Source organism: Cellvibrio sp. (genome assembly GCF_039207905.1).
Lineage (GTDB): Bacteria > Pseudomonadota > Gammaproteobacteria > Pseudomonadales > Cellvibrionaceae > Cellvibrio.
Window position 1 is genome coordinate 49,572 of sequence record NZ_JBCECX010000003.1, and the last position, 13,508, is coordinate 63,079.

A 13,508-nucleotide genomic window follows, 5' to 3' on the forward strand; every position below is an offset into this window, starting at 1 on the left:
TTTTTTGGGAAATAACAATGAAAAAAAGTATTATTTTTATACTGGCGTTAATGATCTCAAATTCCCTTGCTTGGGCTGGTGCTGAAAAGTTCATTACCTTGCATACGGGGGATGTTTATATTTTTCCGGCGAAAGACATTGAGCGAATTGCTGTTGGAAACGATAAGGTTATTCAGTATCGACCGCTTGAAAACGGTGAGCTACTGCTTACAGCGGGGGAGCAGGGTGTGTCGGACGTTCATATATGGATGAAGGGTGAACGGCAACAAAAACTATCAGTTAGAGTAATTGCAGTCAGTATATCTACTCAATTGAGAAGTGCTCAAAAACTGATTACCTCAATTCCAGGTCTTAAGGTTCAGGAAATTGATAATAGATTAGTATTTTCCGGATTAATTAATAAAAGTGATGAAGCAACCGCCGCCGCTGTAATCGGGTTTTTCCCGGGGTCTTTGAACATCGCAAAGCTAAGGCAATTCGATAAAGCTCCTTTAGTCAGACTGGATGTAAGAATTATAGAGGTGAACTCATCTGCAGCGAAAGAATTGGGTATTGATTGGCAAAAAGTTATTAACGGTCCTGTATTTGCTGTTCACAAAGCATTTGATCCCAGTATTACTGGCGGTGGCTATTTGGATGACCCCAATTCTGGGGATCTACTCGATAATTTTATCGAGGGTTGGCCATCAAATGATTCAAGTTTCTATTCATATGGTGGATTCACTTCTGCATTCACATCAAGAATCAATTTATTAGTAGAGAATGGCGACGCTAGCATTTTGGCTACACCGAAGTTAAGTGTAAAAAGTGGTGAGACTGCTGACTTTCATTCTGGCGGTGAATTTCCTATTCCCTACAGAGATGTAAACGGACAGATGACAGTTTCTTTTAAAGAGTATGGAGTACGCTTGAATGTTACTCCGACCATAGACAATGAGGGTGTGATTGATACTGCAGTTTACACCGAGGTCAGTTCGATTGATTTTGCAAATGAAGTCCTTGATGTTCCAGGGTTAACAACAAGAAATACTGAAACCCGTATCAATCTGTTAAGCGGTGATACTTTAGTCATATCTGGTTTGGCATATTCAGAGATTAGTAATAATGAGAGTAAAGTTCCGCTACTTGGGGACATACCTGGAATTAAAAAGTTATTTACAAAAACAGGCGATCGAGTTGGCTCTCGCGAGCTTATTATTAGCGTAACTCCAATAGTTATCGATGCAAAAGGCCTGAAGAATCGAGCATTGCTTGACATAAGCGACGAATTTGCCAAACGTTATGAGAAAACAAAAATTCATAACGCATTGATGGAGTAAAGATATATGCCTCGATTTTCAGTAGCGACCAAGTCTGGAACAGTGCTCAATAGCTTTGATTGGGGAGTTGAACCTTTAACTATTGGCAAATCAGAAAATTGTGTAATCAATCTTCATGGATGGCGAGTTGATAGGCTTCATGCTGAAATTAATACAACTGGAGATAAAGTTTTTATCGCCCCCAAAAGTAATGGCAGAGTTTTGATCAATAAAATAAGAATTGCCGAACCAACTAGATTGAATGAAAACGATTTGATTGAGATTGGAGATTATCAGATATCAATTACCCGGGTGATTTCGGATATATCTCATGCGATACAAAATCCACAGCTTAATCAATTCTCAGCTGATATGCCGGATGCCTCAATTATTAAGCAAGCCATGGATGATGATTTTTCTTCATCCGATGAAAGTAACGAAACTAGCGAATATAAAAAGAGATTGAGCGAAGAGTGTCGGAGCAGAGTGCATAAATCTTTACTCTCGGTAATGGATCTTCGTAGGGTTAATGTTGGTTCGATGTCCGACCAGGAGCTTCGTTCATTTACGGCAGATGCTATTAAAGAGATTCTGAATAATTACACCGATTTACCGGATATTTTAGACAAGGGAATTGTAGCCAAGCAGGTATTGGCGGAGGCCGTTGGTTTAGGACCATTGGAGGATCTACTAGATGATGAAAGCGTCAGTGAAATAATGGTGAATGCCAGCAATGAAATATTTTTTGAAAAGTCAGGGAAGCTTAGAAAATCAGATATCACCTTTACGGATGACAAAGCCGTATTAAGTGCGATTGAGCGCATTGTATCGCCCCTCGGTCGTCGAATTGATGAAAGTTCTCCGATGGTGGATGGACGTCTGAAAGATGGTTCCCGAGTTAATGCTGTTATACCGCCGTTAGCACTGAAAGGCCCTTCAATTACTATTCGAAAATTTATGAAGAATAGATTGGGATCTGAAGATCTCGTAAGGTTCGATTCAATTAGTGAGCCAATGGTTCATTTTTTAAAAACGGCAATTGTTAGAAAGCAGAACTTAGTGATATCAGGTGGAACTGGCTCAGGTAAAACTACTTTGCTAAACGTATTATCCAATTTTATTCCTTCGGATGAAAGAATTGTTACTGTAGAGGATGCGGCGGAGCTTCGGTTATATCAACCCAATCTTGTTTCGTTGGAGGCAAGACCTGTAAATCAGGAAGGAAAGGGTGAGGTTACCATTAGGGATTTAGTGAAAAACTGTTTACGTATGAGACCTGACCGAATAGTAGTTGGGGAATGTCGGAGTGGTGAGGCTCTGGACATGCTCCAAGCAATGAATACGGGACATGATGGATCCCTAACTACAATACATGCCAATTCTCCTCGCGATTGCATTTCTCGTGTTGAAGTACTGGTATTGATGTCGGGAATGGATTTGCCCGTCAGAGCAATTCGTGAACAGATATCATCGGCAGTCAATATTATTGTCCAGCAAACACGTTTTGCTTGTGGTAGCAGGAAAGTAACAAGCATTGCTGAAGTTACCGGTATCGAAGGTGATGTTGTTCAATTGGCTGAAATTTTTAAATTTAAACAAACAGGGTACGATTTTAATGGAAAAGTGACTGGCCACTTTATGTCAACCGGTGTTGTTCCAGAATTTTATGAAAGTTTGCGTGCACGTGGAATTGAAGTTGACATGAGTATCTTTGATAGTGGCAGCTTTTAAATGAATGGGCATCTCTTTATAGTTGTTTTCGTATTTTTGGTGGCGGCGTTTGTATTTTATTTGCTGTTTTCATATTTATTCAAGGCTGCTAATAAATATGAGAACAAATTTACATCTGTTGCTGGTCAAAGCTTATCGGAAATTTTTATATTTTTTGATCCAAAAAAGCTTTTTGCTTTAAATTTGCTTATTATTTTTGTAGCTTTTTGTATTACATACATTGTTTCCGGGGTGCTTTGGTTAGCTGCCGCAGTGGCGGTGGTTGTTAGTTTGTCCCCGCGAAAGTTGCTGACATATATAAAAAATAAAAGGGAAAATCGCTTTTTGCTGGATTTGCCTGACGCATTAATGTCAATTTCATCAATGATGAAAGCTGGGACTAACTTAAGTGTTGCCCTTGAGGTTGTCGTTGCAGAGTCCAGAGGGCCAATAACGCAGGAATTTGGACTGTTTTTGAAAGAACTGCGTATGGGCGTAGATTACAGCCAAGCTTTGGATAACCTTGCGAAGAGAATGCCGCTTCAGGAGCTTAGTCTTGTTGTTGCCGGGATGAAAATTAATCGCGAGATCGGAGGAAGTTTGGCTGAGGTCTTATATCGTTTGGCTGATACTTTGCGTAGAAAAATTGAAATGGACGGAAAGATAAAGTCGCTAACTGCTCAAGGGAAAGCTCAAGGATGGGTGATGTCATTATTACCTGTTTTTTTGACAGTGGTTCTTTATCAAATGGAGCCAGAAGCTATGGGAAGATTATTTACTGACCCTATTGGATGGGTAGTGTGCTTTTTGTTTTGCCTGTTTCTTTATTTGGGTTATTTCTTCATCAAAAAAATTGTTTCAATAGATGTTTAAAAAATGGATATCTATATAAAAATTTTTGTAGTTTTGTGTATTTTCTTCGCAGGCATCCTGTATTTCCTATCAATCGATGGGATTAGAAGCGAGTTGCCAGCTGAAAAGCGCGAATACATGGACCCGTTACCTGGTTTGTTGAGCAAGATCTGGCCTATGGTAAGGTTTTTTTCTCACTATGTGGGGGAAGTTATTCCGGTCGATATGCTTGAAAATTATAATAAAAAATTAAAACAGAGCGGCCTCATTTACTTGATGACACCTGAGCAATATGTTGGTTTGAGAATAGTGAGTTCCATTTTGTGGAGCATTATTGTTTTGCTGTTAATGCTTTTGCTGGAAGATTTTAGTTGGTTTTATTTTCTTCTGGGTGCCATTTTGGGCTTCTATCTGCCCACAATGAAGCTTAACGATAGAAAAAAGAGCAGAGAATTGGCCATTGTTAGAGCTCTACCGGTGTATCTTGACTTTTTAACTATGGCTGTACAAGCGGGAATGAATTTTACAGGCGCCATACACCAAGCTGTAGATAAAGGCCCTGATGGTCCTCTGAAAGCTGAATTTAGCAAAGTCATTCGCGATATCAGGGCAGGTATGTCTAGGGTAGATGCAATTCGCAGTATGGCTGATCGACTGGATATTCGAGAAATTAATGCATTTTCCACCACTGTCATTCAGGCTGAGAAGACTGGGGCAAGTATAGGCACAGCTTTGAAAGTTCAGGCTGACCAGCGTCGCGTAGAAAGATTTCAAAAAGCAGAAAAGCTGGCAATGGAGGCACCGGTAAAGCTTATTTTTCCATTGGTTGCTTTTATTTTTCCAATGACATTTTTAATTCTAGCTTTCCCTATCGTAATGAAGCTTCTTCATGATCTCTAAAAATATTTTTATAGTTATTGATGATAAATCAGTGCCAGTTGCTAATAGTAGAATTGCAGGTCATTTTCTGAGTAGAGCTATTGGTTTGCTTTTCACGAAAGAACTGACTGAAGATTCAGGTTTATTTATTACGAAGTGCAGCTCAATACATACATTCTTTATGTGTTATGCAATTGACGTTGTATTTGTTAACAAGCATTTAGTGGTTACAAAGGTTGTGCGAAATATACAACCCTGGAGGGTGGCATTTAATCGAAATGCTAATGCTGTACTTGAGTTGCCTGCAGGTCGTATAGATATTATCGGTATAGTTGTTGGGTGCCAATTATTCATGCGAGACATCAAATGAAAGTGTTAATGATATTTTTATCCATATTTTTACTTTCTTGTGCGACCGCTCCGAAAGGTGGTGGCGAGACAGTTCAGTTATTCAAACAGGCAGAGGACTACTATCAAAAAGGTTTGCTGTCAGAGGCAGAAGCAAGCTATTTGAAGCTGAGTAAGTTATCTCCTAATGTTTCTGAGGTTTGGATGAAGTTGGGCAATATTTATGTTCGCACCGGATATTTGGATGCGTCTGTTCGAATGTATGAAAAGTGTATAGATATAGATCAAAAAGAAACACGGTGCTGGAATAATCTTGCATTAGCCCGTATTAAACAAGCAATGAAAGTTCTCGAAACAGGAACGTCCCAAGTCGATATTAAGGATGATCAATATGAACAGCTTAATATGCTCTACGAAAAGCTAGCTAAAGTTATTAGTGTCAAGGAGTCTTAGGTGTGCTGAGGATTAGAAGTCAGGTAGGGCAAGCCATAGTTGAGCAAATTATTTTATGGCCGGTTTTGGTGTTATTAACACTGGGAGCTGTTCAAATGGCCTTTTTATATCGCGATAAGGCGGTATTTAATGATGCAGTCTTTCGCGCTGCCCGCGAAGGTGCTTTAAACCATGCTTACATAACTTCTATGAATAAAAAGCTTGTTGAAGGATTGGTTCCACTTTACCAAAAAAGTGCTGCCACTGAAGGGGTTTATTACGATTCACTTGCGAAGGCATACTCCGATAATGCTATAGACCCACTCACCGGTCATACTCTTGGTTTGAAGTCTGGAATTAAAATTGAAGTACTATCGCCGAATCGAAGTGTTTTTGCTGCATTTAGTTCCACTATGTATGAATTGCAAGATGGGTGTGAGCAGGATTTGCAAACCGTCTCCAACGGTTTTGATCGAACTCGTTGTCGGACTCGCGGTGAAATGCGTTATAAACAAATTTCTAATGCCGCTCTTGAAAGTTATGTACCTACGGAAACTTTGTCATGGCAAAAGAATGTTGTGGTGGCTGGTGAAAGTGTTCAAATGAATATACAGGATGCCAATCTTCTTAAAATACGAGCATATTGGTGCGCTCCACTTATTGTTCCATTTGGTAGTTTTGCGTTATATCAATGGAAGAAAACATGGGCATCGCTTTATGCAGATCTTGGAGGGAACACCCATCCACATTGGAGTGTATGTAAAGCAAGGACAGATGCAAATGCTTTGCTAAGCAAAGATGGGAAGGCAGTCAGGACGCTTTATATCCCGATATCTTCTGATACCGTCGTGAGAATGCAATCTCCTGTTCGTTGTCAAGGCGATGAGACGCTTGGGCGACCAGCTAGGTGTATAAACCTGAATTAGTATTTATGGAATACGGTTTTACTATGAATAAAAAAACGAAAATTTTTACCAATGCTATGTTTCTGGCCAGTATGTTTTTCTACTCCCATGCAATATTTGCAAATGACATTTATTTTCAGGGGCAGCTATTCAATAAGGTTGAAAAGCACCATGTATCTCAGGATGTAATCGCGGCGCCTATTGAATATCGTACAGACAGTGACGGTAATGAAGGCTATTTTGCTCCAAAAGTTAATACTTTTAAGGGGAAATTGTTACAACGTACGTATGATTACGAAGAGAGTTATTCTGCTGAACAGCTCCATGAGAATCTTTTAAATCAATTGCAGATTAACAAATATAAAGTGATTTTCTCATGTGAGAGAACAAAATGCGGAGAGGTTCCTGGTTGGAAGCTTTATCTTGGCAGGTTGATAGAGGGTGATGAAAGCCACCAGTTTTATGTCCTTGCTGAAAGAGAGAAAACAGTAGGGCGGAAATCAGTGATTGCTATCTATATTAATGAATTTAGTGAACAACCGAGAGTGATGGTTACACAAATAGATAATGTTCAGGAATCTCCATTACATACCGTGTTATTTCAAAGTGGAAGCTCCACTTTGAGTGAAGATCAAAAGGCTTCTTTGAACGCTTTGAAACCTGCTCTAGCCGCAGAAGGTAAAAAGTTAACCATAATAGGCTTTTCCGATGATGTAGGTGTAACTAGTTTGAATGAAAAGTTAGCGAAAGAGCGGGCTGTTAATGTGTTGGAGTATTTGTCCCAAGAGCTGGGAGTTGCATCCTCCCAGTTCAATATTAAGTTTTTAGGTGAGCAATTTCCCGTAGCAAAAAATAGTACTGAGTATGGTCGATCATTGAATCGACGCGTTGAAATTCGTGCTGGACAGTAACGAGGTTAGGTATGGAATTTTTAATAGGAAACATTATAGGTCGGTTATTACTGTGCTATCTGTTGGTATGGTTGTTTCATTGGGTTTTCAGCAAATTTAACTATGGTGTAGCTGTTGGTAAAACCCATAGCAAATGGGGCTACTTATCGATGGCGGTGATTTTTATCCTACCTATTCTTGCTGAAACAGGAAGTTACATATGAATGCTCGTGTGTTGCAATTTGCCGCTTTTTTGATTTTGTGCTGTTCTACACCAGCATTTGGTGAGGTGTTAAAGCAAAACCGGCAGCTCCAGAACTTATGGCTCCCTTCGGGGTTTCAAATTGGTGTTGAGTCTAATCCAGAGTGGACATGGTTTTCATTGGATGAAAAATACTACGATGTGTTTGTGATGGAGTCACCGGAATATTATTACCCGCCATCAGTTATACAAGTTCGATATAGCAAACATCATGCAGAACAACGTAAAACTCATTTTCATAAAACAGCTTATTTTACAATTTTAAACGTTCAAAAACGAATCAACCCGAATGTGTTTATTAAATTTCGGGAATTAGCATACGTTAGTTACGGAGAATTAAACGGTTATGAACAGGTATCAACTTTCAATAAAGATGGTGTCGAGCTCAGTAACAAAGTGTTTGTTGGACTAAATTCACAAAATAAACTCATAGTTCTTAGTGCTTCTACACTTGCAGGAAAAATGGAGCATATCCAACCTCAGCTAAATCGTATGTGGGGCAGTATTCGTTTTTTAAATCGTATGTCTAATCAATAGCAATGGACGCTACCATGAGAAGTTCCCTAGCCAAATGTAATCCAATTATGAATCCTAAGCGCATGGTGGGAGCGGCAATTGCTGAATATTTGCCATTGCTCAGCCTTGTTCTTGTGATATGTATTGGTGGTGTGCTGGAGTATTCCAAAAAAATCAGAACTCAAGCAGGAATCATTACTGAAGAGCTTGCTGGTTTTGGTGATCCGGCAACTGGATCACCAAGTAGTGGTTCTGGCGGTAGTGGTTCAGGTGGCAGTGGAGGTATATCGGAAGGTGGGGGAGGTGGTTCAACTACTGTTCCGCCAAAACCTGCTCCTATAGATGATGGTTCGTCCACCGTAACTCCTGACCCAGCAGCACCTGCTGGTCCTGAGTTGGGTGGTGGTGAGACCCCGGGTGATGATGGGGATTCTTTAGTAGATGACGATACCTTGCCTCCCTCAACTGAAACACCTGATCCAGTAGTAACTGAAGATGATTCGGGTGTTTTTGAATCCGCCGCTGCATTTTTTGATGGCTTATGGACTGGTTTAAAAAGCCAATTCACAGGCTTGCTTGAAATGGTGCTCCATCCAATTGATACCTTCAACGGTTTTAAAGAGCTGGCTATTGCATTTGCAACAGATCCTGCCGGTACTACCGAAATTCTTCTGGAAGAGTTTAAAAAGGATGTTGAAAAAATCAAGTCTGGTGACCCGAGATTAATTGGCGAAGTTATAGGCGAGAATATTAATCCTGCAATTTTGCTCAAGGTTGTTGATAAGTTGCACTCTGCGTCAAAATCGGCTGCGGTTATTGCACAGCAGAAAAGAGTTGCCACAAAACTTGATAAAGAATGTAGCGGCAGCAGTTTCCTTGCCGGGACTTTGGTGTGGTCTGAAAAGGGGCTAGTACCCATTGAGACGCTTAAAGTTGGAGATACAGTATACGGCCGTGATGAGGTCAGTTTTTCTGATGCTCCTCAGCGGATAAGTGAGCTCCACGGCCGTGAGGTTAATCACTATTATGAATTGGATACTGGATACGAAAAAATTCTTGTTACTGAAGAGCACCCATTTTGGCAGCAGGGTAAGGGGTGGGTAGCGGTTGCAGAACTTAAGGAAGGAGATGTTGTAGCTCGTGCTGCAGGTGATATTCAAGTACATAAAATCAATTTGATTAATGGACCTGCGCGAGTTTATAACTTTACCGTTGAGCAAACTCATAGTTACTTTGTAGGAGCCAATAAGCTTTGGGTTCATAATACCAGCGGACCATGCCCAATTGATTTTGATTCTGCCAAGCCGACTGTAAAGGACATAGCTGATAGTCTGCCCGCAGACTTGCGTAAAGATTTTGAGACGGATTTTAAAAATGAAAAATTTGCAGAAGCTATGATGGCTGATCCAAATTTGGCAAAATCTTGGGTTGTTTACAAAAGAGCTGAGTTAGACGAAAAATCTAAAGATGTATCAGCACTGGAAAAGCTTAATTCTGATACTGATAAAGATCCGGCTTTTGCAAAAGCAATTGATGAAAATCCGAAATTGGTACATGCATGGTTACGATTACAAGATAGTGAGATTAAGCACCTAAGTACTGACGCAGATGCGCTTAAAGCACTATCCGATGCATCGGATAGCGATTTTGATGCTGTTGATGCAATGGTTGATGCAACACAATCAGTTGAAAAGTCAAAACCGACATGGGATGAAATAAAGACTTTATTTAAGAGAGGGAATGACTTTAATGAAAAAGCGAGAGATATATATGATTACAATGAAATTGTTTTGAAAAATGGGAAAAGATTGGATAGTTACATTCCAGGAGAAGCGATAATTTCACGCAAAGCAACGACATTGAGTGAAATAAAATTGAGTACATTTGAAGGGTATTTAAAAGAACTAACGACTAAATACAAAAAGGGGGAAGAGTTAAATTCCACCAAATTACCAAAAGGAACGTTTCTTGATGGGCAATATAAACTTGAGGTTCCTTCATCGAATAAGGATTTTTATGAATCAAACGAGGCTATGAAAGAGCTAGCTGAAAAATATAATGTAGAGGTGATATTTTTAGATGAATAATTCTGTCGATTTTTTAGCATTGTTAGAGCGAGTAAGATTTGTTGAACGTTATGGAAATATTTGTAAGTTGCATAGTGATTTTTCTGAAAGCATGAGTGGTGGCGATAAAGATAAATTTTTAGAAATATTGAGGGTGTTTGACCCTGATGTGAAATATGTCGCCAAGGAGAAGATATTTTTTTCTCAAGCAAATGTAGATGGTTTTTTGGTGAAAATAGGTCTTGTTTTAAAAAATGGAATTGTTGAGGTATTCGTTTTCTTCATTCAAGATGATAATTGGTTATTTCATGGTAGATTTGATAGCGTTGCTGGGAAAATTTTAACTGGATTTAAGGAAAAGTTTAAGCTTCCAAGATATTCTAGTTACTTAGAGTTGAAAGATATTCTTGCTGAAATTTTTGAAATATTTATGGATATAAAAAAAGAACTAAGGTCTCAATTTTGAGTCTCAGAAAGATTTATTTACATGAATATAGTATGAAAATTTTTATGTTAATTTGTCTTAGTTGTTAGAGGTTTTTATGCAATTCTCAAAAAAAGGACTTTCATCTTTAGTCATGATGGTTTCAGTTTTGTCCGCATGTGGAGGCGATGGTTCGAGTAGTGGTGGGGGGATTGGGACTGGCGGTACGCCGATTGTTGAATCTTCTTCGCCTTCATCAATCAATTTCAGTAGCTCCTCTTCTTTTTTCTCATCATCTTCTGCAGCTGCAGTGGTTAAAACTAGTGCGAGAGATACATTTTTTGATCGTTATGGTTTTTACCCAGGAATGTATAAATTACATTTGGCTGCTGTGGGCGACCTTGAAGAAAGAACAATTGATGCTCGTATTGTGATGAATGAAGTTTGGGTGAAGGAATATGGAAGTTGGTCTTTTAACCCTGTAATTGATTGGTGTGGAGACCCATCAATAAGCGGTTTTGTAAGTGAGAATGTGCTGCAGGACGATTTGCCTCGAGGTCAATTCTTTATCGGTAACCCTGTATTTGTTGATGATGACAAATACCATTATCTTTATTTTAGTGCCAACGTGGTCGATCCAAAAATAATTACTGGCTCTCGTTACTCTCGGCACGCGGAAACTATACAAGCGATTACTCTCACTTGGGATTCTTCGGAGTTAAATTACTCGAATGGTATGGCAGATTTTACAACATCCCATAAAAAGCTTTCTAAAGTTGAATCTATATCTATTTGTCATAGTACTCGTAAGATAAAAGACCCGGATTCGGGCAAAGTCTTATGGATGGTGCATCATGGCTATATTCTGCCGATGCGCAACCCAGAAGACGGCGGCATAGCTGTGTCTACACTCGGTGCACACCTAGCTGAGTTTAAAGTGAGCGCCAATTTTGAGGCGGCGGCGCTCGGTTATAAAGAGCACGCAATTTGGATTAAGTTATGGGGTTTAACTAGCGGTGAGTGGAAGGAGGCCGACTCTAAGGGGGGCGATGTGGATACTGTTGATGGTTTGGATTTTACATTTGATGTCGCAGATCCTGAGGATGATATTTCTGTAGCGGGTTCCATGCTGTTACTGGATAAATCTGGCGAATAAGCTGCTTACTTCATAGGGATTTATAATGAAAAAATACATAATTCTGTCATTTGTTGGATTGGGGCTGGTTGGCTGCGCAACAAAACAGGAAGCTGTTGATACAACACCTAAAATTCCAACAGTTGTTTTAACCGCTAATACAGCAATAAGTGGTTATATCTTACCTGATAGTACAGGGACCCAAACCGTTTATACGCGGGGCACTGTTCGCCGTATTGATAATGTGTGGAATCGCCAGAACTGGGTGTCGCGCAAGGTATTGGGAAATGTGAACGAGACACAGATTGGTTTCACGGAAAAAAACTTGAGCTGGCATTTTAACAATCCCAAGAAAACTTATATTGAATGTCCCTTATTCGGTTGTGCTACAAACATATGGAAAAAGTTGACAGATGAAGAGTCGGGCGAAGAAAGTGAAGAAGAAAGTTTTTCTCCCAATACGTCAGCAACCTGTACATTAACTAGCAAGGCCACATTTGATGTACTCGATAAAAAAGTTTTACGTCAGGTTAATGGGTTTAATGCTAGCCAGTATCAATTGGTTTGGAGTGTAACCAACACCGATGATAAAGGTCGTAAAGACGAGCATAGGATTGTTATGGATTTTTGGATGACCGCTCCTGATGAGGGTATGAAAGACGCATGGAGAATTAATGACGATTTTCAAAATAATTACCTGAAGGCAGTCGGAGCAAATGATTCCGCACTGGGGCGTTTTTTGGGCGAGCAAGTATATAAACCGTTAGCCGCAATTAGCGGTGACACAGAAAAAAACGACACAATGAAAGTGTTAAATGGCAAATTATCAATGTTGAAAGGTTACCCGATTTCTATCAAGCTGGATTGGTATTTAGCTAATGGTAATACTTGTCCCGAAGCGCTAGAGAAGCGTGACGCAAAAGCTGAGGAAGACGATGAGCAAATTGATCTTAAGGATCCCATTAGTTCTTTGGGTGGTTTGGCGGGGGGACTTTTAAAGAATAAGGCTAAAGCAGCGGTGTCAAAAAAGTTTGAGCGTGATCCAGCTAAGCCATTAATTCGTTTTGTCTATGATGTCACCTCGGTGAGCCTAAGCCAGAAACATGACAGCCTTTTCATGATTCCATCTGGCTTTAAATTGGTCAACAGAGAGTAATGATTTTTATTTCGGCTGCGATTTGAGCTTGGTACCTTGCTTTTTTGCAGCTGGGACTTCTTGTTTGATTGAATTATTTATAGGGATATTTATGTATAAAACTGCAATAATTTTTCATCCTGTGTCTTTTGTTGGGTTTAATAAGATCCAGCTGATTGAGCGGCATTTATTATCCTCAGGTATTATTGGTAATCGTTTCCGTACATTCTCTGCTTATACATCGGGGCCTGCATATCGACAATTTATTCCTAAGCTGGATGCTATAACGCGATACCACTATGGCATTATTCGCATTTATATAGTGGCTTTGGGGCAATGGTTTTCTAATGAGCATCGTCTATATATGGATCACGCAAATTTGGTTGTAATAGAAGGGGATGCTTTCATTGACTCTGCGGTGCACACATTAAAATTATGTGCTTTCCTAAAGCAGATAACCGGGGATGATTACCTCGTCGATCAGATTCCAAGTATAGGCTGTTTGGGGGGCAGCGAGATGCATGCTCATTATTGTTAGAGGGGGCAGTGCCTCCCAACTCTAGATCCAGTCTCCTGACATTTTTTGTCACTCATTTGTAGATAATAGCCCTCATCGTTGAATGATGAATGTCATAACTTTGTGTTATGCCTAACAA

14 protein-coding genes are annotated in these 13,508 nt (G+C 39.7%); all 14 read left to right on the forward strand.

Annotated elements, in window-relative coordinates; all coding sequences use genetic code 11:
- Positions 1-17 precede the first annotated feature (17 nt).
- The 14 genes from AAGC78_RS02290 (at position 18) to AAGC78_RS02355 (ending at position 13,390) form a co-directional block, all read left to right on the forward strand.
- Positions 18-1,319: a type II and III secretion system protein family protein gene (locus AAGC78_RS02290; protein ID WP_435782411.1), complete on the forward strand. Its 1,302-nt coding sequence runs from the start codon at positions 18-20 to the stop codon at positions 1,317-1,319.
- A 6-nt stretch (positions 1,320-1,325) separates the two neighbouring features.
- Complete coding sequence (locus tag AAGC78_RS02295) at positions 1,326-3,029, forward strand: ATPase, T2SS/T4P/T4SS family (protein WP_435782412.1); 1,704 nt, start codon at positions 1,326-1,328, stop codon at positions 3,027-3,029.
- Positions 3,030-3,881, forward strand: a complete 852-nt coding sequence (locus tag AAGC78_RS02300) for a type II secretion system F family protein (RefSeq protein WP_435782413.1) — start codon at positions 3,030-3,032, stop codon at positions 3,879-3,881.
- 3 nt (positions 3,882-3,884) lie between these two features.
- Positions 3,885-4,760 carry a type II secretion system F family protein gene (locus AAGC78_RS02305; RefSeq protein WP_435782414.1) on the forward strand — a complete coding sequence of 292 codons (876 nt, stop codon included), beginning with the start codon at positions 3,885-3,887 and terminating at the stop codon, positions 4,758-4,760.
- Positions 4,750-5,109, forward strand: coding sequence for a DUF192 domain-containing protein (locus AAGC78_RS02310; RefSeq protein ID WP_435782415.1), 360 nt, complete (start codon positions 4,750-4,752; stop codon positions 5,107-5,109). Before AAGC78_RS02305 ends, AAGC78_RS02310 begins: the two co-directional genes overlap by 11 nt.
- Entirely contained in the window at positions 5,106-5,540 is a 435-nt protein-coding gene (locus AAGC78_RS02315) for a tetratricopeptide repeat protein (protein WP_435782416.1), read from the forward strand. Before AAGC78_RS02310 ends, AAGC78_RS02315 begins: the two co-directional genes overlap by 4 nt.
- Positions 5,541-5,542: 2 nt before the next feature.
- Positions 5,543-6,445 (forward strand): TadE family protein, encoded by a 903-nt coding sequence (locus AAGC78_RS02320; RefSeq protein WP_435782417.1) that lies wholly within the window; start codon positions 5,543-5,545, stop codon positions 6,443-6,445.
- 23 nt (positions 6,446-6,468) lie between these two features.
- Positions 6,469-7,335 carry an OmpA family protein gene (locus AAGC78_RS02325; protein ID WP_435782418.1) on the forward strand — a complete coding sequence of 289 codons (867 nt, stop codon included), beginning with the start codon at positions 6,469-6,471 and terminating at the stop codon, positions 7,333-7,335.
- A 199-nt stretch (positions 7,336-7,534) separates the two neighbouring features.
- Positions 7,535-8,113 carry a hypothetical protein gene (locus AAGC78_RS02330; protein ID WP_435782419.1) on the forward strand — a complete coding sequence of 193 codons (579 nt, stop codon included), beginning with the start codon at positions 7,535-7,537 and terminating at the stop codon, positions 8,111-8,113.
- A gap of 14 nt (positions 8,114-8,127) precedes the next feature.
- Entirely contained in the window at positions 8,128-10,179 is a 2,052-nt protein-coding gene (locus tag AAGC78_RS02335; RefSeq protein WP_435782420.1) for a polymorphic toxin-type HINT domain-containing protein, read from the forward strand.
- On the forward strand, positions 10,172-10,624 hold the full coding sequence (locus AAGC78_RS02340; RefSeq protein WP_435782421.1) for a hypothetical protein: 453 nt from the start codon (positions 10,172-10,174) through the stop codon (positions 10,622-10,624). Before AAGC78_RS02335 ends, AAGC78_RS02340 begins: the two co-directional genes overlap by 8 nt.
- A gap of 76 nt (positions 10,625-10,700) precedes the next feature.
- Positions 10,701-11,738: a hypothetical protein gene (locus AAGC78_RS02345; RefSeq protein ID WP_435782422.1), complete on the forward strand. Its 1,038-nt coding sequence runs from the start codon at positions 10,701-10,703 to the stop codon at positions 11,736-11,738.
- 25 nt (positions 11,739-11,763) lie between these two features.
- The gene (locus tag AAGC78_RS02350; protein WP_435782423.1) at positions 11,764-12,873 is read left to right on the forward strand and encodes a hypothetical protein; all 1,110 of its coding nucleotides are present in this window, start codon (positions 11,764-11,766) and stop codon (positions 12,871-12,873) included.
- Between the two features lie 91 nt (positions 12,874-12,964).
- The gene (locus AAGC78_RS02355; RefSeq protein WP_435782424.1) at positions 12,965-13,390 is read left to right on the forward strand and encodes a hypothetical protein; all 426 of its coding nucleotides are present in this window, start codon (positions 12,965-12,967) and stop codon (positions 13,388-13,390) included.
- Positions 13,391-13,508: the final 118 nt, after the last annotated feature.

What these genes read in the sequence shown, in the direction of transcription:
- AAGC78_RS02315 (WP_435782416.1), top strand. Translation starts at nt 5,106, where the DNA reads ATGAAAGTGTTAATGATATTTTTATCCATATTTTTACTTTCTTGTGCG.
- AAGC78_RS02330 (WP_435782419.1), top strand. Translation starts at nt 7,535, where the DNA reads ATGAATGCTCGTGTGTTGCAATTTGCCGCTTTTTTGATTTTGTGCTGT.
- AAGC78_RS02305 (WP_435782414.1), top strand. Translation starts at nt 3,885, where the DNA reads ATGGATATCTATATAAAAATTTTTGTAGTTTTGTGTATTTTCTTCGCA.
- AAGC78_RS02350 (WP_435782423.1), top strand. Translation starts at nt 11,764, where the DNA reads ATGAAAAAATACATAATTCTGTCATTTGTTGGATTGGGGCTGGTTGGC.
- AAGC78_RS02290 (WP_435782411.1), top strand. Translation starts at nt 18, where the DNA reads ATGAAAAAAAGTATTATTTTTATACTGGCGTTAATGATCTCAAATTCC.
- AAGC78_RS02335 (WP_435782420.1), top strand. Translation starts at nt 8,128, where the DNA reads ATGAGAAGTTCCCTAGCCAAATGTAATCCAATTATGAATCCTAAGCGC.
- AAGC78_RS02295 (WP_435782412.1), top strand. Translation starts at nt 1,326, where the DNA reads ATGCCTCGATTTTCAGTAGCGACCAAGTCTGGAACAGTGCTCAATAGC.
- AAGC78_RS02345 (WP_435782422.1), top strand. Translation starts at nt 10,701, where the DNA reads ATGCAATTCTCAAAAAAAGGACTTTCATCTTTAGTCATGATGGTTTCA.
- AAGC78_RS02310 (WP_435782415.1), top strand. Translation starts at nt 4,750, where the DNA reads ATGATCTCTAAAAATATTTTTATAGTTATTGATGATAAATCAGTGCCA.
- AAGC78_RS02300 (WP_435782413.1), top strand. Translation starts at nt 3,030, where the DNA reads ATGAATGGGCATCTCTTTATAGTTGTTTTCGTATTTTTGGTGGCGGCG.
- AAGC78_RS02355 (WP_435782424.1), top strand. Translation starts at nt 12,965, where the DNA reads ATGTATAAAACTGCAATAATTTTTCATCCTGTGTCTTTTGTTGGGTTT.
- AAGC78_RS02325 (WP_435782418.1), top strand. Translation starts at nt 6,469, where the DNA reads ATGAATAAAAAAACGAAAATTTTTACCAATGCTATGTTTCTGGCCAGT.
- AAGC78_RS02340 (WP_435782421.1), top strand. Translation starts at nt 10,172, where the DNA reads ATGAATAATTCTGTCGATTTTTTAGCATTGTTAGAGCGAGTAAGATTT.